Genomic DNA, 19157 nt, shown 5'->3' on the forward strand with positions numbered 1-19157 from the left:
AAGGCTCGCATCCCGCCTTGTGCCTGCTTTCACAAAAAAACGCTAAGCGCTGAATTATTTAGTGTCCCTTTGTATCTGATCCCTTAGAGCAGTCACCGTCAGGGATAAATAAATGAAATCTCGCAAAAAAAGGGTTCAGCCGATTGGCCTGAAGGACATCACCATCGTCGACGACGCCAAGATGCGCAAGGCCATTACCGCCGCTGCGCTGGGCAACGCGATGGAGTGGTTCGACTTCGGCGTCTATGGCTTCGTCGCCTATGCCCTGGGCAAAGTGTTCTTCCCCAATGCCGACCCCAGCGTTCAAATGATTGCCGCGCTGGCCACCTTCTCCGTGCCGTTCCTGATCCGACCACTGGGTGGGTTGTTCTTCGGCGCGCTCGGCGACCGCTTCGGGCGACAGAAGATTCTCGCCGCCACCATCGTCATCATGTCCTTGAGCACATTCGCCATTGGCCTGATACCGTCCTATGACAGTATCGGCATATGGGCACCGATCCTGCTGTTGCTGGCCAAGATGGCCCAGGGCTTCTCGGTAGGCGGTGAGTACACCGGCGCGTCGATCTTCGTGGCCGAGTATGCACCTGATCGCAAGCGTGGTTTCCTGGGCAGCTGGTTGGACTTTGGCTCCATCGCCGGCTTCGTCCTGGGCGCCGGCGTGGTGGTGATGATCTCCACCGTGATGGGTGAAGAGAAATTCCTTGAATGGGGCTGGCGCCTGCCGTTCTTCCTGGCTTTGCCGCTGGGTATGATTGGCCTGTACTTGCGTCATGCGCTGGAGGAGACCCCAGCCTTCCAGCAGCATGTCGACAAACTGGAGCAAGGTGACCGTGAAGGCCTGGCTTCCGGGCCGAAGGTGTCGTTCAAGGAAGTGGCGACCAAGCACTGGCGTAGCCTGATCACCTGCATCGGCGTGGTGATCGCGACCAACGTCACGTACTACATGCTGCTCACCTACATGCCCAGCTACCTGTCCCACAACCTGCATTACAGCGAAGATCATGGTGTACTGATCATCATCGCGATCATGGTGGGCATGCTGTTCGTGCAGCCGATAATCGGTCTTCTGAGCGACAAGTTCGGCCGTCGCCCCTTCATCATCCTGGGTAGCGTCGGCCTTTTTGCGGCGGCAATCCCTGCCTTCATGCTGATCAACAGCGGTGTGCTGGGCTTGATCTTCGCCGGCCTGCTGCTGATGGCCGTGCTGCTGAACTTCTTCATTGGCGTGATGGCATCGACCCTGCCAGCGATGTTCCCGACGCATATCCGCTACAGCGCCTTGGCCAGTGCCTTCAACATTTCGGTGCTGATTGCAGGCCTTACCCCAACTTTGGCCGCCTGGCTGGTGGAAAGCTCCGGCAACCTGTACATGCCCGCCTACTACCTGATGGTGATTGCCGTGATTGGTTTCATCACTGGGGTGACCATGAAAGAAACGGCCAACAAGCCGTTGCGTGGCGCGGCGCCAGCAGCGTCTGACATCGACGAGGCTCGCGAGCTGCTTCAGGAGCACCACGACAATATCGAGCAGAAGATCGAAGACATCGATACCCAGATCGCTGAATTGGAAGCCAAGCGCAAGCTGCTGGTGCAGCAGCATCCACGTATCGATTGATCAGCGGGGCATGTAGCCTCGCTGCCAGGCACGAGGGATGAACAGCGACACCAGGGTCAGCAGGCAGGTCAGGACGCAACTGCCGACCATAGCCTGCAGCCCTAGGTGTTTCTGCAACCAAGCGCCACATGCTGCTCCCAGCAGCATGCCCAGCCAAGGCACCAGTTGCACCCGCCAGCCATGGCGGCGAGCGCCCAGCATCCAGTGGCCCAGGCCACGGCCAAATCGCGAAAGGGCACCGGTAACATAGGTCAGGCCAATCGGCAGACCGTTGACCTGCTCAACCACGGCATTGATCATCCCCATCGCCAGTGTGGCGGCCAACAAGGGTATTGAGGTATCCGGCGCTGGCAGCATCCCCGCAAACCCAAGCAGCACCGCTACCACCAGCAGTACGGGCCAGGCACGGCGCCGGCACTTGTGCGCCAGCACCACACCCAAGGTATTGCCAGCCACGAAGCCCAGCAGCGCGCCTGCCAGGCGCAGGATCATCGGGCCATCGACTTCGTTGATGGCGACGGCAAGGCGCGTGGTGTTGCCGCTCATGAACGAGACGAAATCGCCCAAGGCCAACAAACCGATGGCATCGGTCATCCCTGCCAGTACCGACAGGCCGGCCACCAGACCGAGCCCTACGCGGCCTCGTAACCGGTGGACACGATGGCGCTTGGAAGGAGGTGTGGCTGCGGCGGCAGGGAGCATGTGCAGTCCTCGGGTCTACCGTTGCTCGCGGGCCAGGGTATTGCGAATGGTGCGCTCCACGACATCGACCAGCACCATGGTGTGGTGGTCGACTTCGATATTGAGCAAGTCGCCTTCCTGATAACGGGTAAACGTGGTCTGGCGCAGGGTTTCTGGAATGAGGTTGACAGTGACCACGTTGTCCTCGATGTCGGCGACGGTGAGGCTGCAGCCATTGACGCCAATGAAGCCGCGGGAAAAGACATACTTGGCCCACTCTGGCGGCATGCGGAACTTGATGTATGCACCGGTGGCAGCGATGGAGATGTCTACGATGGCTGCAGTGGTGGCGATGTGGCCAGCCATGAGGTGGCCGCCCACCTCTGCATTCATTTTCGCCGAACGCTCGATGTTCACTCCTTGGCCGGCCTGCAAGCAACGCAGGTTAGTGCGCTCCAGCGTTGCGGTCATGGCGTCGAAGCGAACGTGTGTGCCTTCGATCTCGGTGACCGACAGGCAGGTCCCCTCAACGCTGACGCTGGCACCGATCTTCAGATCGTCGAGCAGTGCCGGGGTGAGGTCGATGGTGAACTGGTTGTGGCCAGGGTGACGGGCTACATCAAGCAGAGGGCGGACGGCCTGGACGATGCCGGTGTACATTGCGTTGCTCCTGGGCACGGGTAAGTTGACTTGCGCAAACTATGCCCAGGCGCCCGCAAATGCAAGTCACCGCACCTCAGACGTGACCACTGCTGTTGACGATGCGCAGGCACAACGCCTCATAGGGGTCCAGATTAACCATCAAGCGTCCGTCCTCGGTCAAATCGCCCTCGACCGTTTCGTTGATCATGTCCACCACAGGGCCTGGCGTGAAACCGGTCAGTTGCAGCTCCTCACTGATTTCGTCCTGGCTGAAGTTCAGGGCGGTTATCTGGATACCGCGCCCTGCAGGCAGTTCATGCACCATCACCAGCAGGCCAGGCGAGGTCACGTCGGGCACCAGCAGTTGTCGGCTAGTGGCGATGCCATATGCCTGGCGAACCGCGAGCAGCTTTTTGACCTTGCTGGCGAACGAGTCACTGCGCTCGAGTTGTTCATCAAGGCTGCCGTACAAGGCACGGGCACGCGGCATACCGCGCACTGAGGCCTGGGCCTCTGGGTCCAGACCTGCCAGATCATAACCGCCGCGGTGTATCCAACGTGTGTCGCCGTCGGTCATCCGCTCAGCCACCGCTTCGGCAGGCAAGGGCAGGGCACCCACCAGGTCCCAACCGGATATGGCCACCACACCAGGCTGCATGGCGTTGTACATCACCAGCAGCAGATGCAGCTTCTGAATCGATTCAACTTGCTCGGAGGTGATGTCATCAAGCTCCCGGATACCCAAGGCAGCGGTGATCAAGCTGGCCGTGGTGCAAGAGATGCCATTGGTGACGAACCGCAGGTTGTAAGGTGCATGCTCACCGGACAGGCGCTCGTAGATTTCCTCCCGGATATGCTCGCGCAAGATGCTGCCGGGCAAGGTCTGGCCCTTGTACAGGTACATGTCATGCGCATGCAGGGTCCAGAAATGCACCAGCTCGACCGTCAACTCATCATGGTTTTGCAACGCATGAATCAGCGAGGCTGGGTCGATGCCGAAGGCGTGCATTTCCTTGAACATCAAGCGCAGGAATTCGGTATCGCCGGTCAGTAGCGCGTGCTGATAGGCCGGTCGGGTAATGAAGTCGTAGGACAGGTCGGCCCCGCCGCTGGACATCTGGGCGATGTCATCGAGGGTGAGGTTCAGCTCCTGGAAGCTGAACCCCCCTGCCTTGCGGATCATGCCACCGATCAACTGGTTACCGACCAGCGACAAGGGGTGGCTTTCCGACCAGGCGGTGCCGCTGGCGCGTGTTTCGACACCCAGGAAACCATTGGCATCCAGGCGCAAACCACGTGCGCCCAGGCAGTCCAGGGCATGCAGGGCATCGCCTATGATCATCTGCTGCGCCGTGAAGGTCGGGTCGAGCCAGTTCAGGGAGGGTTGACCGTCCTTGAAATAATGCAGGTAAACCCACCGGCGGGTCTTGCCATCCACGCCCGTGATTGGCGCCGTGGCGCTCCAGTCGGTCTCCTTGACGCCCGGCTCGAAGAAGATCACCCGTTGTAGCTGACCGACGATGTAGTGGCGTGCCTTGAGCTCGTCGCACTGAGCGGGGAGCAGGTTGACTGAATCGCGGCCTTCGGGCACGTCAGGAAGCAGCCCCCAATCCTCTTCACGGATCTCGACCATGTGGTAGAGGCCTGGGTAGGGCGCCAGCCCCAGCTCGGCCAGGCGGAAATCGGCGCCTTTGCCGGTGTGCGACGGGATCAGGTCATCGATGGTGACGGCATTGTGGGCGGCGGCCATGCGGCTCATCTGTATCAGTTCCTGCTCGGTACCGTAGAGCGGGTCGATGTCAAAGCTGATCCGGTCGAAGTTGCCGTCCACGCTCGGCGTAAGCTCGCGCCCGCTGATACCGCCGGAACGCTTGATTGGCCCGGTGTGGACACCTTGAATACCAATTTCTGACAGGCGCTTCCAGAGCGCTTCATGGGCCAAAGCGCCCAGCACCGAGCAACCGTCGGGCGCGATGATCGCATCGGGGTAAACCGTCAGCCAGACCGAAGCGATTTCTGTCGCACGGCGCGGCTGGGCCAGGGCGTAGGGCTTTTGCCACAGTCGCGCTTGCCCGGAGTACAGGCTGGCCCGCTCCTGGGATGCCTTTAGCATGGAGCGTTCTTCAAGCCACTTGACGTATGACGGGTCGGGTTGGGTCATCTCGCGTCCTCTTTGCGTGTCGGCACCGGCTCAGGTTATGACGGCAGGGCACGCGGAACGTTCGGCTCAACACGTAGTGCTGTTCACTTAAGATCGTTGGGGCCGTTTCACGGCCCATCGCGGCACAAGGCCGCTTCCACACTGTCCTGTGAGCCCTTTGACTCAAGCGTCACGCAGTCAGGGTGGGAGCGGCCTAGTGCCGCGATGGGTCGCGAAGCGGCCCTAAGTGAACAGCATTACGGCTCAACACGGGGTTTGTGGCAGGCGCGCTTTTCGGGCTCCGGCAGTCAACTGTTCCGCGAGGCCTTGTTGATCTGCTTGCCAGCCTGGGCTGCGACTTCCAAGGCCTGGCCGTCCCGCTGCTTGCCTTGGCGTGCCAGCCCCTCGAGTTGAGGAATAAGCATCCCTTCTGGCAAGTGGCGCCAGAAGCGGCCAGGCATGTGCAGGCGCAGGGCATTGGGGTTCAGCCGGGCGGGGTTGAAGGTGTGGCGGTAATAGGTTCGCCACAATTCGGCGCCAGGGTCTTCTGCGTGCTGCGCCCATTGCCGCCAGAGCTCCGGGCATTGCCGTTGATAGTCGAAGCGGCGGCCGTCATAGCGGATGCCATCGCGTGGCGTTGCGATCAGCCACCGCAGCCGCCCCAGCCTATCGGCAAAATGCGGGCTGGCGCTTTGCAGAATGTCGTGAGCAGGTTCGTGAAAAGCGACCAGGTCCAATTGCAAGTGCTCGACCAACGCTTCAGGCAGCGGCACGAACCGCAAAAACGCATGCAGGTGATGGGCTTCGCGGCTGACTTGCTTAATGCGTCGATGCAGCTCGCTGCCCAGCCGATCACCGGCCAGCATCGCCGTGCGGTCGCCGTGAGCAACCCGCCACAGCACTTCGTACAACAGATTCCACCGCTGCTCGCCGTGATAGCGTGCCGCTTCCTCCAGTTGACCGAGCAAGGCCGCCGGCACCTTCGCCCGAAACGGGCCCGTACCGGCCGGCAGCGTGGTGGTGTCGGCCAGCATGTCGGTCATGGGCCCATGGGACCAGGTGACTTGTGACGGATCGACGCCATGGCTCAGCAAGGCTCTGGCCTGATCCCGCCAGACGCCGAACAGGTCATCGCAATCGAGCGCTATCACCCCCAAAGCCCCATTTGGACCGGTGCCTGTGGTTCACGCAGGCGGGCACGCAGCAGGCTGCTGCGAAGGTCGGCCTGGGCAGGGCGATAATCACTGGTGACGATAAAGGGCCGGGCCTTGTCGAGCACGCAACGCAGCTGGATCAGGTCGTCATAGCGGATACGCCGCTCACGGCGCAAGGCGACCAGACGCTGCACGCTGCGCAGGCCTATGCCTGGAATACGGGCCAGCAGCGCGGGCTCTGCGCGGTTCACATCCAGCGGGAACACTTCGCGATTGGCCAGCGCCCATGCCAATTTGGGATCGATATCCAGCGCCAGGTTGCCAGTTTGTCCCAACAGCTCGCCGGCCTTGTACCCGTACCCGCGCAAGAGAAAATCGGCTTGATACAGGCGGTGTTCACGCAGCAGAGGCGGGGCGGCCAGTGGCACGCTGCCAGGGCTGTCGGGGATGGGGCTGAAGGCTGAGTAGTAGACACGTTTGAGGCCGTACCCTTGGTACAGCGATTCGGCATTGCGCAGCAGTGTGCTGTCGTCAGTACTGTCAGCCCCGACGATGACCTGGGTACTTTGACCGGCAGGGGTGAAGCGCGGGGCGCGAGGCTCGTTGGCTACCGCTTGCTGCCCTTGATGAATCACGCCCATGGCTTGACGGATGGTCGATGCTTGCTTTTCCGGTGCCAGGCGCTTGAGGCTGTCGTCGGTAGGCAGTTCGATGTTAACGCTCAAGCGATCGGCCAGACGGCCTGCTTCTTCGATCAACAGCGGATCGGCGTCCGGAATGGTCTTGAGATGGATATAGCCACGGAAGTTATGTTCTTCGCGCAGCAACCGCGCGACCCTGATCAGCTGCTCCATGGTGTAGTCAGCCGAGCGGATGATGCCCGAGCTCAAAAACAGGCCACTGATGCAGTTGCGCCGGTAGAAGTCCAGCGTCAGGCGCACCACTTCTTCAGGGCTGAACCGTGCGCGGGGCACATTGCTCGAGCGTCGGTTGACGCAATACTGGCAGTCGTACAGGCAAAAGTTGGTAAGCAGAATCTTCAGCAGAGACACGCAGCGACCATCTGGGGTGTAGCTGTGGCAAATGCCCATGCCGTTGGTAGCGCCCAAACCGTTGCCGCCACGCGAGCTGCGCTTTGGCGCACCACTGCTGGCGCAAGATGCATCGTACTTGGCGGCATCGGCAAGAATGCCCAGTTTGGCGATCAGTTGCATGACTCTTACCTGTCGTACTGAATATTCATACAGTATTGAGGGCTAAGGTCAATTGCAAGTGCTGAACGCCGCGCGGCGAGATATCCGAGCAGATTCCTAGGTTATCCGATGAGTGGTTGATGGCGCGGGCAGCTACTGGGTTTCAGCGCTCGTGAAAGACATGGTGGGGTTGGGCGATAAAAGAAGAGGGCGCCTCGAAGGCGCCCTCTTGGGTGAATCAGGCTTCAGCGTCCCACGGACGGTCGCCTTTTTCGTCCTTCACACGGGTTGGCAGGCCCATCACGTCCAGCGCCTTGAGGAACGGCTCGGCAGGCAGCTCCTCGACGTTGACCATGCGCTTGGCATCCCACTCGCCGCGAGCCACCAGCAAGGCAGCGGCTACCGGTGGTACGCCAGCGGTATAGGAAATGCCCTGGCTGTCCGTTTCGGCGTACGCCTCTTCGTGATCGGCCACGTTGTAGATGAACACTTCACGCGGTTGCCCGTCCTTGGTGCCCTTGACCAGGTCACCAATGCAGGTCTTGCCGGTGTAGCCAGGCGCCAGGGACGCTGGATCAGGCAGCACGGCCTTGACCACTTTCAGCGGTACCACTTCCAGGCCTTCTGCGGTCTTGACCGGCTGCTCGCTGAGCAGGCCCAGGTTTTTCAGGACCGTGAACACATTGATGTAGTGCTCGCCGAAACTCATCCAGAACCGGACGTTGGGTACGTTCAGGTTCTTGGAGATGGAGTGCACTTCATCGTGACCGGTGAGGTACAGGTTTTGCGAACCCACCACGGGCAGGTCATCGGTGCGCTTGACTTCGAACATGGTGTTGCTGGTCCACTGGCTGTTCTGCCAGCTCCACACCTGCCCGGTGAACTCGCGGAAATTGATTTCCGGGTCGAAGTTGGTGGCAAAGTACTTGCCATGCGAGCCTGCATTGACGTCGAGGATGTCGATCGAATCAATGCGGTCGAAATACTGCTGCTGCGCAAGCTTTGCGTAGCTGTTGACCACGCCCGGGTCGAAACCGACACCGAGAATGGCCGTGATGTTCTTGGCCTGGCACTCTTCGAGGTGTTTCCACTCGTAGTTTCCGTACCATGGCGGGGTTTCACAGATCTTGCCCGGCTCTTCGTGGATGGCAGTATCCAGGTAGGCAGCGCCGGTATCGATGCATGCACGCAGCACCGACATGTTCAGGAATGCAGAGCCGACATTGATCACGATTTGCGATTCGGTTTCGCGGATCAATGCCTTGGTCGCCTCGACGTCGAGGGCATTGAGCGAAAAGGCCTGGATGTCGGCGGGTACCTTGAGGCTACCCTTGGCCTTGACGCTGTCGATGATGGCCTGGCATTTGGAGATGTTCCGTGACGCGATGGCAATACGACCCAGTTCGTCGTTATGCTGCGCGCACTTGTGGGCCACCACCTTGGCGACACCTCCTGCACCAATGATAAGAACGTTCTTCTTCAATTTACCTGTTGCTCCTTACAGACGAGGCCTGTCTTACGACAGGCTGGAAACGTAGTCTTCGAAACCGAACTCGCGCACCACCTCGACGCTGCCGTCGAGTTGCTTGACCACGATGGATGGCATCTTCAAACCGTTGAACCAGTTTTTCTTGACCATGGTGTAACCCGCAGCATCCACGAAGGACAGGCGGTCGCCGATCGCCAGTGGGCGTTCGAACTGGTATTCACCGAAAATATCGCCGGCCAGGCACGATTTGCCGCATACCATGTAGGTGTGCTCACCGTCGTTGGGCGCCATCTTGGCATTGAGGCGGTAGATCAGCAGGTCGAGCATGTGCGCTTCGATCGAGCTGTCGACCACGGCCAGGTGCTTACCGTTGTACAGCGTGTCCAGCACGGTCACTTCCAGCGAAGCGCTCTGGGTGATCGCGGCTTCACCTGGCTCCAGGTAAACCTGTACGCCATAGGTTTGCGAGAACGCCTTCAGACGCGCGCAGAAATCTTCCAGCGCATAGCCTTCGCCGGTGAAATGGATGCCGCCGCCCAGGCTTACCCATTTCACTTTGTGCAGCAGGTGGCCGAAACGTTCCTCGATGCGGGTCAGCATCTGGTCGAACAGGGCGAAGTCGCCGTTCTCGCAGTTGTTGTGGAACATGAACCCCGATACCTGATCGATTACGGTTTCGATCTTGGCAGGGTCCCATTCCCCTAGGCGGCTGAACGGGCGTGCCGGGTCGGCCAGCTGATAGTCCGAGCTGCTGACTTGTGGGTTGACGCGCAGACCCCGTACCTTGCCTTCGGACTGCTCGGCGAAACGTTGCAGCTGGCCGATGGAGTTGAAGATGATCTTGTCGCAGTTCTCGAGCATCTCCTGGACCTCGTCGTCGGCCCACGCCACGCTGTAGGCGTGGGTTTCGCCGGCGAACTTCTGGCGGCCGAGCTTGAGCTCGTACAGCGAAGACGACGTGGTGCCGTCCATGTACTGCTGCATCAGGTCGAACACCGACCAAGTGGCGAAGCACTTGAGCGCCAGCAGCGCTTTGGCACCCGAGTGTTCGCGCACATAGGCGATCTTCTGCATGTTGCTCAGCAGCTTGGTCTTGTCGATGAGGTAGTACGGCGTATTGATCATTTAGAGGCCCTCGGCAAGGCCGGCCAAAAAAAGGACACGCATTGTGCCTTCACTCGCCGCAGACCGAAAGGGTGCAATTGCATTTCGTCTGGGCATCGTTGCCGTGACTGAATCTTTTTATGCTCGGCGTGCTCAGTAGAACAACGACAGATGACACTCTCAATCCTCCCGCGCAGGTTACAAGGAGAAATCGATGAGCAATACCTTCAAGAAAGGTGACAAGGTGCACTGGAATTCCGAGGCCGGGGTCGTACACGGCACCGTAGAAAAAGTGCATACCCAGGACGTCGAGTTCATGGGGCGTCAGCGCCATTGCTCAAAAGAGGAGCCACAGTACGAGGTCAAGAGCGACAAGACCGGGCACATGGCCATGCACAAGGAGCAGGCATTGAAGAAGGGCTGAGAACACAGGTTATTGCGTTGGTGCTCAGTTGCCCGTGTGTATCACGGGCTTTTTTTGGGCCGTGTCTATACGTGCAGAGTGCAGCGGGGTTATGCAAGGAGCGGTTCATGACCGCTCCCGGCAGGCTGGTTCATGCCTCGAGCGCTGCACGCCATGCCTGGATCTGCGCCAAGGTAGCCGTGGCGCCCCCGCACACGACCACCAGTACATTGCGGTAGCTTGCCAGCGCGCTGGCCTCATACGCTACCGCCAAGGCGGCGCCGCAGGCGGGCTCGACCAGCAGACGGTGATCCAGCAAAAAGCGCTCGCACGCCTCCAGGGCCTGCCGGTCACTGACCAGCAGGCTGTGCACGGGGTGTTGCTGGGTACAGCGAAACGCGTGTTCGGCTACCTGTTTCGCGCCCAGGGTGGTGGCAATCGTATCCAACCGCTCCAAGGTCACCAGTTCGCCGGCTTCGATGGCGGCATGCAGGGAGGCTGCGCCATGGGTTTCCACGGCCAGGATCGGCACATCGGCCCAGCCATTACGTTGTAGCCCCTGCACGACGCCGCTCAGCAAACCCCCGCCGCCCACCGAAAGCACAACCGCATCGGGCTTGATGCCGGCTTCGGCCACCTCATCGACCAGGCTGGCATGGCCTTCCCACAGCAAAGGGTCGTCGAACGGATGAATGAACGCGGCATCGTCACCCATCAGGCTCAGCGCCAACGCATTGGCCTCCTGCCAGGACTGCCCGTGGACGATGACCTCAGCGTGCTCAAGACGCAGCAATTCCTGGGCACGCACGGTGGTGGTCTCGGGCACGACCACGGTCACGGGAACGCCGAGCTTGCGCCCGACATAGGCGACGGCAAGCCCGGCGTTGCCGCCTGAGGAAGACACGAACCGTTTCGCGCCGCGGGCATGGTGGAACTCACAGGCGTGGGCAACGCCGCGCAGCTTGAAGGAGCCGCAGGGCTGCAATGCCTCGAGCTTGAGCCAGACAGTGCAATCGGCAGCCAGCGACAGTGGGCGTGATTCGATGAGGGGGGTACGGATGTGCAAGGTCATTGGGAGGCTCCGCGCAAATGTTCGAGGTAGTTGTAGACGGTATAGCGGGTCACGCCGAGGGCGTTGGCCGCTTTCTCGACGCCGCCCTTGACGATGAACAGCCCGCGTTCCTGCATCACGCGGACCGCTTCGATCTTGGCTTGCCGGGTCATGCGGCCTTGGCCGGTGTCATGCAGCGCCGCCTGGATGATCTCGCTCATCAGCGCCTCCATGTCCGCGGGCTCTGCCGCTGCGGGCGAGCTGCCCATGGGCGCGAAGCTTTGTAGAAAGCCCATGGCAGCGTCCAGGCCGGTGACATCGGTGTTGACGCAAAGGCTGGCGAAAGGGTGGCCAGCGCTGTCGCGAAAGATCGCGGTAGCGCTGCGCAGCGTGCGGCCCTTGATGGCGGTCGGATAGTCGGGCAGCACAACGGGCCCACAGCCTTGCTGATCGGCTGCGGCCTCCATCAAGGCTTGCAGGCCCTGATCCTGCTCCGGCACAGCCAGGATAGGACTGCCCACCTGCCGGCCAGAAAGGTGCCCATTGACGATGGCCACGACGGACCGCTCGGGCTGGTCCAGGTCGTGAAGCAGAATTTCGGTGTTGTGAGTGACGACACTGCCCAAGGCCTCGATAGAGGCTTTGAGCACGCTCAAGGTCAAGCGGCGTTCATCTTCGGGCAACAGGGCCATGCGAACTCTTCAAATCAACATTTTGTGCATATTTACACATAATGTTGATTTGTGCGAGTCGCTTGGCGCTCACCTGTGCTTTCAGCCCAAGGCTGGGGTGCGTGGTGGAATGATCCGTCGTGAACCCGTGGCTTCGAACGCTGCGGCATAGCTCAACAGCGCATTGTCACTGTAGGCCCGCCCCGCGAAGGTCAGGCCTACCGGCATACCAATGTCGCTCATCACGCCCATGGGCACGGTGACCGTGGGCACGCCCAGGTGGCGTATGGCCAGGTTGCCGTTGGCCACCCACACGCCATTGCTCCAGGCAATGTCAGCCGACGCCGGGTTCACATCAGCATCGGCAGGCCCTACATCGGCCACAGTAGGGAACAGCACGGCATCCAGCCCAAGGGTTTGCATCCAGTCTTCCAGGTCGATCTTGCGGGTCTGTTCAAGGCCACGCAGGCCGTCAGGCAGGGTCTCGATCTGATCCCACGTCTTCAGGCCGCGCTTGGCCATGGTGACGTACTCGTCCATGCCAGCGGCCAGATCATCCTCACGGTTAGGCAAAGTGCCGGGGTCGTGTGGGAAGATTTGCGGGCCGTCCACATCCGCCAGCCGATTGAGATTCGGATCGTCGTTGGCACGCAGGAAATCGTCGAACGCCCAGCCGGAGAGTTCCCACAGCTCATCGTGCAGGAAAGCCTTGCTGACGATGCCACGGTTGTAGACGGTGGGGGCGCCCGGCCGGTCGCCTTCGCAGTTGGTGACCAGCGGGAAGTCGACTTCCACAACCTGCGCACCGGCGTTTTCCAGGGCTTGGCGAGCGTGCTGCCAGAGCGTCATGACACTTGCCCGCGTATGGATACGCTGGCCAGTGGGGCCGCCGATACCCGGCTTTTCCGACGTGCCCGCGTGCTCATCGGCGTTGATGTACATGCGCGGTACGCCAAACTTTTTGCCTTGCAAGGCGGCGGTGCCCGCTGCCAGGTCGAGGTAGCTGGCTGGGCGTACCTGCGAGGGCTTCGGGATCGACACCCAAGGCTGCAGCCGCCACAGGTCGCCCCGGGTATCAGGGTCATCGGCCACGACCACGTCGAGAATTTCCAGCAGGTCATGCATGGTGCGGGCGAATGGCACGACCACATCCATCGTCGGCGTGAGGGGCCAGTTACCCCTTACCGAAATGACCCCGCGTGAGGGTGTGTAGGCGCACAGGCCATTGTTCGACGCAGGGCCGCGGCCGCTGGACCAGGTTTCCTCAGCCAGGCCGAAGGCGCTGAAGCTCGCAGCTGTCGCGGTACCGGCACCGTTGGAAGAGCCTGAAGCGAAGGGCGCGGTCAGGTATGCCGCATTGTAGGGGCTCTCGGCGCGGCCATAGACGCCGCGCTGCATGCCACCGTTGGCCATGGGTGGCATGTTGGTCTTGCCCAGGCAGATGGCCCCGGCCCCGCGCAGCCGTTCGATGGTGAAGGCGTCGCGCTGGGCTACCAGATGCTTAAAGGCCGGGCTGCCGGACGCTGCGGTCAGGCCTTTTACCAGGTAGCTGTCCTTGGCGGTGTAGGGTATCCCGTCCAATGGCCCGAGCACCTCTCCACGGGCCCGGCGGGCGTCGGAGGCCTCGGCCTCGGCCAGTGCATCAGGATTGCGGACTACCACGGCATTGAGGGCGGTGTCGGTGTCGGCGCCATCATAGGCGTCTATGCGGGCCAGGTAGGCCTTGACCAGTTCGACCGCCGTCGTGCGGCCCGACTCGAGCGCGCTGCGCAGCTCGGCAATGGAAACCTCGGTTACCTCGATCATGCGTTCACCAGAAAGTGCAGGTTGGGCTAATGCGGTAATGCTGTTCATCCAGGATCGTTGGGGCCGCGCAGCGGCCCTAGAGGTGAATGGCATCAGGCTGATGCAGGGAGTGTACAAGAAGGTTAAAGCGTGCGCAGGTGTGCGCACGGGCAAATGGGTGCATGCATGCGGGCATTGAGCCAGGACGCTTCGTTGACGCCTGGGCGGCCCCGCAATCAGGGCCGCCCGACATCAACGGACCGTTCAGTCCAGGTCCGCTGCCGAATGCCGCTCCGGTACCTGGCTGGATTCATCTCCCCAGGTCCGGTTGACCCGCGTGCCCCGCTGCACGGCGGGCCGTGCAGCGATCGCCTGGGCCCAGCGCTGAACATTGGGGTATTCGTGAACCGCGAGAAACTCAGCAGCGTTGTAGAGGTTGCCCAGCACCAGCTGGCCGTACCATGACCACACGGCTATGTCGGCGATGCTGTAATGGCCGCCGGCAAGGTAGGTGGTCTCGCTCAAACGGCGGTCGAGCACGTCCAGCTGGCGCTTGGCTTCCATGGTGAAGCGATTGATCGCGTACTCGATCTTTTCAGGGGCATAGACGTAGAAGTGTCCGAACCCACCACCCAAGTACGGCGCCGCGCCCATTTGCCAGAACAGCCAGTTCAGGGCTTCGGTGCGCTCGGCGGCCGTTTGCGGGAGCAGGGCATCGAACTTCTCGGCCAGGTACAGCAGGATGGAGCCTGATTCGAATACCCGCACCGGCGGCTCGACGCTGCGGTCAAGCAATGCGGGGATCTTCGAGTTGGGGTTGACCTGTACGAATCCGCTGGAGAACTGGTCACCCTCGCCAATTCTAATCAGCCAGGCATCGTATTCAGCGCCGGCATGGCCAAGTTCCAGCAGCTCTTCCAGGGCGATGGTGACCTTGACGCCATTGGGTGTCGCCAGCGAATAAAGCTGCAGCGGTTGCTCGCCCACTGGCAGGTCCTTGTCATGGGTAGGCCCGGCGACCGGCCGGTTGATACTGGCGAAGTGGCCCCCCGAGGCCGCTTCGTTGCGCCATACCTTCGGGGGTTGGTAAGCGGGTGTGCTCATGCTCGGCTCTCCACGATTGCGAATGATCGACGACGTCTGATTGACCTGCCTATATGCCATGGGTTCGATGACGCGCACAAACACAGAACGGATCTTCCATGGCGCAGCCGATGTTTCATCGGTTTTTCATTTTTGACGGGAGGGCAGCGATTAAGCTCAAGCTATTCAGTGGCAGATGCGCAGAGCCCCCATGATCCTTTCTCGTTGCTTGCTGGCACTGGCCATGGTCGTTGGCCCGATGGGCGCCGCTGATGCTGCGCCCTGGGTGGCAGGGCTGCATCACATGACCCTGACCGACCCGGTAGACAACCGCCCGATGCAAGCCTTGGCGTTCTATCCCGCCAAGGGGCATACCCGCGCCAGCCACATCGACGGTTACGCGCTGGAGGTGGCTGAAGAGGCGCCTGTGGCCCAAGGGCGTTTTCCGTTGCTCGTGCTCTCGCATGGCAACACCGGTAGCCCACTGGCCTTGCACTATTTGGCAACCTCACTGGCCAAGCAAGGGTATGTAGTGGTGGCCGTGGTCCACCCAGGCGACAATGCCCGCGACCCCAGCCGGCTGGGCACCCTGAGCAATCTGTACGGTCGGCCGCTGCAAGTCAGCGCTGCTATCACCGCAGCGCGCAGCGATGCACTGCTTGGGCCTCGGCTCAATGGCGGGAAAGTCGGATTGATTGGCTATTCGGCTGGCGGCGAAACTGCCTTGATCCTGGCCGGCGCGCGCCCTGACCTTGATCGCCTGCGTGCGTATTGCCTCGAGCGACCGGATGATCACGATGCCTGCAAAACCCACGGTGTATTGATTGCCGACCGCAGCGAACTTTCGCCACAGGCAGACTCACGCGTCGGCGCAGTGATGCTGATGGCGCCGCTGAGCCTGCTGTTCGGACGCCACGCCCTGGTCGATGTGCACCTGCCGGCGCTCATCTACAGCGGCGACAAGGACCAGCTCGTGGCGGTGGATCGCAACGCCCAGGCCCTGGCTCGCAAGTTACCCCTCACACCTGACTACCGCCTGCTGGCAGGCGCCGGTCATTTCGTATTCATGGCGCATTGCGACGCCGAGCAGGCCCTGCGCATGCCGGCGCTGTGCAAGGATGCCGAGGGTGTGGACCGCCGGCACATCCATCGTTCGCTGCAACGCGAGACGGCTGCGTTTTTCGAGCAGACGCTCGATGCGCCGCAGCCTCAGAGGCGTTCAGCGATTACGCTGAATCAAGCCACCACGCCCTGACTGCGCAGGTATTCGTCGTAGGTGCCGCTGAAGTCCACCACGCCATCGGCTGACAGCTCGATGATGCGGGTCGCAAGCGAGGAGACGAATTCACGGTCGTGGCTGACGAAGAGCAGGGTGCCTGGATAGTTTTCCAGTGCCAGGTTCAACGCTTCGATCGATTCCATGTCCAGGTGGTTGGTCGGTTCGTCCATGACCAACACGTTGGGCTTTTGCAGAATCAGCTTGCCGAACAGCATGCGGCCCTGTTCGCCACCGGAGATGACCTTGACCGACTTGAGGATTTCATCGTTGGAGAACAGCATGCGCCCCAGCGTGCCGCGGATCACCTGCTCACCCGATGTCCACTGGCCCATCCAGTCGAACAGGGTCATGTCGTCTTCGAAATCATGGGCGTGGTCCTGGGCGTAGTAGCCCACTTCCGCGCTGTCGGTCCATTTGACTTCGCCCTTGTCCGGGGTCATCTCGCCCACGAGCGTACGCAGCAAGGTGGTCTTGCCGATGCCGTTGGGTCCGATGATCGCGACGCGCTCTCCGGCTTCGACGGTGAAGCCGAGGTCCTTGAACAGCACCTTGTCGTCGAAGGCCTTGGCCATTTTTTCGACCGTCACAGCCTGGCGGTGCAGTTTCTTGGTCTGCTCGAAGCGGATGAACGGGCTGACCCGGCTCGACGGCTTGACCTCGGCCAGCTGGATCTTGTCGATCTGCTTGGCCCGCGAGGTGGCTTGCTTGGCCTTGGAGGCGTTGGCCGAGAAGCGGCTGACGAAGGTTTGCAGTTCGGCGATCTGGGCTTTCTTTTTGGCGTTGTCCGACAGCAACTGCTCGCGGGCCTGGGTGGCGGCGGTCATGTACTCGTCGTAGTTGCCGGGGAACAGGCGCAGCTCACCGTAGTCCAGGTCAGCCATGTGGGTGCACACGCTGTTGAGGAAGTGGCGGTCGTGGGAAATGATCACCATGGTGCTGTTACGCGCGGTGAGCACGGTTTCCAACCAGCGGATGGTATTGATGTCCAGGTGGTTGGTTGGCTCGTCGAGCAGCAGTACGTCCGGGTCGGAGAACAACGCCTGGGCCAGCAGCACGCGCAGTTTCCAGCCTGGCGCCACTTCGCTCATGGGGCCGAAATGCTGCTCCAGCGGAATACCCAGGCCCAGCAGCAATTCGCCTGCGCGGGACTCGGCGGTGTAGCCGTCCATTTCGGCGAACTCCGTTTCCAGCTCGGCGACCGCCATACCGTCTTCTTCGGACATTTCAGGCAGCGAATAGATACGGTCACGCTCGGCCTTGACCTTCCAGAGATGGCCGTGGCCCATGATCACGGTATCGATCACGGTGAATTCTTCGTAGGCGAACTGGTCCTGGCGCAGCTTGCCCAGGCGCGTGTTCGGCTCGAGCATCACCTGGCCGCCAGAAGGCTCCAGGTCGCCGCCCAGGATCTTCATGAAGGTCGACTTGCCGCAGCCGTTGGCGCCGATCAGGCCATAGCGGTTGCCGTTGTTGAATTTGACCGAAACGTTTTCGAACAGCGGCTTGGAGCCGAATTGCATGGTGATATTAGCGGTGGAGATCAAGGAGCTTACCTATCAATAACTTACGTGGCTTCATCGCAGCTACGGACCAATTTTGGACCAATCTGGAGCTTTTCCAGCTCCTGCCAGTCATTGGACGAGTTAATCCAACGTGCATAAGTCGATAAGAGCATCTGCACGCTATGCCCGAGCTGTTGGGCGATGAATGCGGGGTTGAGACCGGACATTAAGCATATTGTCGCATAGGTATGGCGGCAGTTATACGGTGGGCGATATCGGATCCCCAAACCCTTCAGGGTTGGGCGCCATTGGTGGTGGAGGTCCGATGTCTGCTTGACGTACTCGCCATTCTTCCCTGGAGGGAAGACGAACGGCGACTCATTGAACTGCCCCTTGCCCTGCTTGCGGCGCTCTGCATACTGCTTCGCGAACGCCAAGGCATGCAGCGCTCTGTCGTTGAGCAGAACAAACCGATCACGGCCGGTTTTAGTCCTCTCTTCCACAACGCCCAGCGCGACTGTCCGTCGGACGTGAGCGGTTTTCTTTATTGAATCCACCGCATCCCAGCGTAGAGCCAAGCCTTCAGAGAGACGAAGCCCCGTGAAGAACATGAACTCGAAGAATGCTGCGTAGATCTGGCTGGGCCAGTGCGCGTGCTTGTATAGCTCAGCGATGATCAAATTGGCCTCGTCGAGAGTGAACGGATCGACTTCCTTCCTTGAGCGCGCTGGAAGTTGGATCGCTTCGGCGGGATTCCTGGTGATCAGCCCGTCCAGCACAGCTGAGCGGAGGATTGTCGACAGCTTCACCATGGCATTGCGTTTAACGGATGCCGATGTCCAGGTGATCGAGGTGACGATCCGCCTAAGAAGCGTGGACGTGATTAGATCTATACGTACCAAGGCGAGGTGGGGCACCCAATACAGATTCAAGGTGCCTTTGTAATTGAGCCTCGTGCCCGCCGCGATCTCCCGGCTGTCCAACCACAATTGCGCGTACTCGCCGAACGTTGGTACGCCACCAACGACAGCGCCGGAGCTGGGAAAGAGTTCTGCGTACTTGTCATGGTCGAGTAGGTTGAGCTTTATCAGGCTGTTTACTTTATCTCGAAGCTGGGATGCAGCCTTGATGCCTTTTTGTGTCGGGGGATAGGGAAGGGTCTCACTCCTGCGAGCACCTTCCCAAATGAACCTGAGCCGGAGCGAGCCGTAGTGGACGTCGATGCCAGGGGGTAAATCCATTGGCTTTCCAGCCATTCGTCATACCTCTTTTTGCTGTAGATAATTCGGCCGCTGTGCTTTATCCATACGCCCTCGGGAATAGACCCCCGTAGTCGCCGGCCTTCGAGAGCGCGCTTCGTGCAGC

The 19157-nt window shown here is 60.8% G+C and carries 16 protein-coding genes; 3 read left to right on the forward strand and 13 right to left on the reverse strand.

What is annotated here, in order from left to right; translation table 11 throughout:
- Nucleotides 1-112: 112 nt before the first annotated feature.
- Nucleotides 113-1615, forward strand: coding sequence for a glycine betaine/L-proline transporter ProP (gene proP / locus ACF8GB_RS07760; protein WP_058638281.1), 1503 nt, complete (start codon nucleotides 113-115; stop codon nucleotides 1613-1615).
- Here proP and ACF8GB_RS07765 read toward each other — a convergent pair whose 3' ends face one another.
- The 7 genes from ACF8GB_RS07765 to nspC form a co-directional block, all read right to left on the reverse strand.
- Complete coding sequence (locus ACF8GB_RS07765) at nucleotides 1616-2317, reverse strand: YoaK family protein (protein WP_196125778.1); 702 nt, start codon at nucleotides 2315-2317, stop codon at nucleotides 1616-1618.
- 15 nt (nucleotides 2318-2332) lie between these two features.
- A complete protein-coding gene (locus tag ACF8GB_RS07770) occupies nucleotides 2333-2956 on the reverse strand; it encodes a riboflavin synthase (protein ID WP_058638279.1) in 624 nt (207 codons plus the stop codon).
- 76 nt (nucleotides 2957-3032) lie between these two features.
- Nucleotides 3033-5099, reverse strand: coding sequence for a maltose alpha-D-glucosyltransferase (gene treS / locus ACF8GB_RS07775; protein ID WP_392526791.1), 2067 nt, complete (start codon nucleotides 5097-5099; stop codon nucleotides 3033-3035).
- 287 nt (nucleotides 5100-5386) lie between these two features.
- On the reverse strand, nucleotides 5387-6235 hold the full coding sequence (locus tag ACF8GB_RS07780; protein ID WP_392526792.1) for a TIGR03915 family putative DNA repair protein: 849 nt from the start codon (nucleotides 6233-6235) through the stop codon (nucleotides 5387-5389).
- Complete coding sequence (locus ACF8GB_RS07785; protein ID WP_023533877.1) at nucleotides 6226-7446, reverse strand: putative DNA modification/repair radical SAM protein; 1221 nt, start codon at nucleotides 7444-7446, stop codon at nucleotides 6226-6228. Before ACF8GB_RS07785 ends, ACF8GB_RS07780 begins: the two co-directional genes overlap by 10 nt.
- Before the next feature lie 217 nt (nucleotides 7447-7663).
- Nucleotides 7664-8908 carry a saccharopine dehydrogenase family protein gene (locus tag ACF8GB_RS07790; RefSeq protein ID WP_058638276.1) on the reverse strand — a complete coding sequence of 415 codons (1245 nt, stop codon included), beginning with the start codon at nucleotides 8906-8908 and terminating at the stop codon, nucleotides 7664-7666.
- Between the two features lie 33 nt (nucleotides 8909-8941).
- Nucleotides 8942-10039, reverse strand: a complete 1098-nt coding sequence (gene nspC / locus ACF8GB_RS07795; protein WP_392526793.1) for a carboxynorspermidine decarboxylase — start codon at nucleotides 10037-10039, stop codon at nucleotides 8942-8944.
- Between the two features lie 193 nt (nucleotides 10040-10232).
- On the opposite strand from nspC, the gene ACF8GB_RS07800 reads away from it, so the two are divergent.
- Entirely contained in the window at nucleotides 10233-10442 is a 210-nt protein-coding gene (locus ACF8GB_RS07800) for a DUF2945 domain-containing protein (RefSeq protein WP_197844072.1), read from the forward strand.
- A gap of 130 nt (nucleotides 10443-10572) precedes the next feature.
- On the opposite strand, the gene ACF8GB_RS07805 is transcribed toward ACF8GB_RS07800, so the two are convergent.
- The 4 genes from ACF8GB_RS07805 to yghU form a co-directional block, all read right to left on the reverse strand.
- Nucleotides 10573-11493 (reverse strand): pyridoxal-phosphate dependent enzyme, encoded by a 921-nt coding sequence (locus tag ACF8GB_RS07805; RefSeq protein WP_392526794.1) that lies wholly within the window; start codon nucleotides 11491-11493, stop codon nucleotides 10573-10575.
- Nucleotides 11490-12164 carry a transcriptional regulator gene (locus ACF8GB_RS07810; RefSeq protein WP_392526795.1) on the reverse strand — a complete coding sequence of 225 codons (675 nt, stop codon included), beginning with the start codon at nucleotides 12162-12164 and terminating at the stop codon, nucleotides 11490-11492. Before ACF8GB_RS07810 ends, ACF8GB_RS07805 begins: the two co-directional genes overlap by 4 nt.
- A gap of 81 nt (nucleotides 12165-12245) precedes the next feature.
- Nucleotides 12246-13949, reverse strand: a complete 1704-nt coding sequence (locus ACF8GB_RS07815) for an amidase (RefSeq protein ID WP_078478565.1) — start codon at nucleotides 13947-13949, stop codon at nucleotides 12246-12248.
- Nucleotides 13950-14192: 243 nt separating this feature from the next.
- Nucleotides 14193-15032, reverse strand: coding sequence for a glutathione-dependent disulfide-bond oxidoreductase (yghU, locus tag ACF8GB_RS07820; RefSeq protein ID WP_058604069.1), 840 nt, complete (start codon nucleotides 15030-15032; stop codon nucleotides 14193-14195).
- A gap of 190 nt (nucleotides 15033-15222) precedes the next feature.
- On the opposite strand from yghU, the gene ACF8GB_RS07825 reads away from it, so the two are divergent.
- Nucleotides 15223-16266: a dienelactone hydrolase gene (locus ACF8GB_RS07825; RefSeq protein ID WP_058638271.1), complete on the forward strand. Its 1044-nt coding sequence runs from the start codon at nucleotides 15223-15225 to the stop codon at nucleotides 16264-16266.
- On the opposite strand, the gene ACF8GB_RS07830 is transcribed toward ACF8GB_RS07825, so the two are convergent.
- Both ACF8GB_RS07830 and ACF8GB_RS07835 read right to left on the reverse strand, forming a co-directional pair.
- Nucleotides 16248-17834 carry an ABC-F family ATPase gene (locus ACF8GB_RS07830; RefSeq protein ID WP_023533837.1) on the reverse strand — a complete coding sequence of 529 codons (1587 nt, stop codon included), beginning with the start codon at nucleotides 17832-17834 and terminating at the stop codon, nucleotides 16248-16250. The two genes, ACF8GB_RS07825 and ACF8GB_RS07830, sit on opposite strands and share 19 nt — an antisense overlap.
- 20 nt (nucleotides 17835-17854) lie before the next feature.
- Nucleotides 17855-19048 carry a tyrosine-type recombinase/integrase gene (locus tag ACF8GB_RS07835; RefSeq protein WP_392526797.1) on the reverse strand — a complete coding sequence of 398 codons (1194 nt, stop codon included), beginning with the start codon at nucleotides 19046-19048 and terminating at the stop codon, nucleotides 17855-17857.
- Between the last annotated feature and the right edge of the window lie 109 nt (nucleotides 19049-19157).

Source organism: Pseudomonas sp. xss_4 (assembly GCF_043104125.1).
Lineage (GTDB): Bacteria > Pseudomonadota > Gammaproteobacteria > Pseudomonadales > Pseudomonadaceae > Aquipseudomonas > Aquipseudomonas parafulva_B.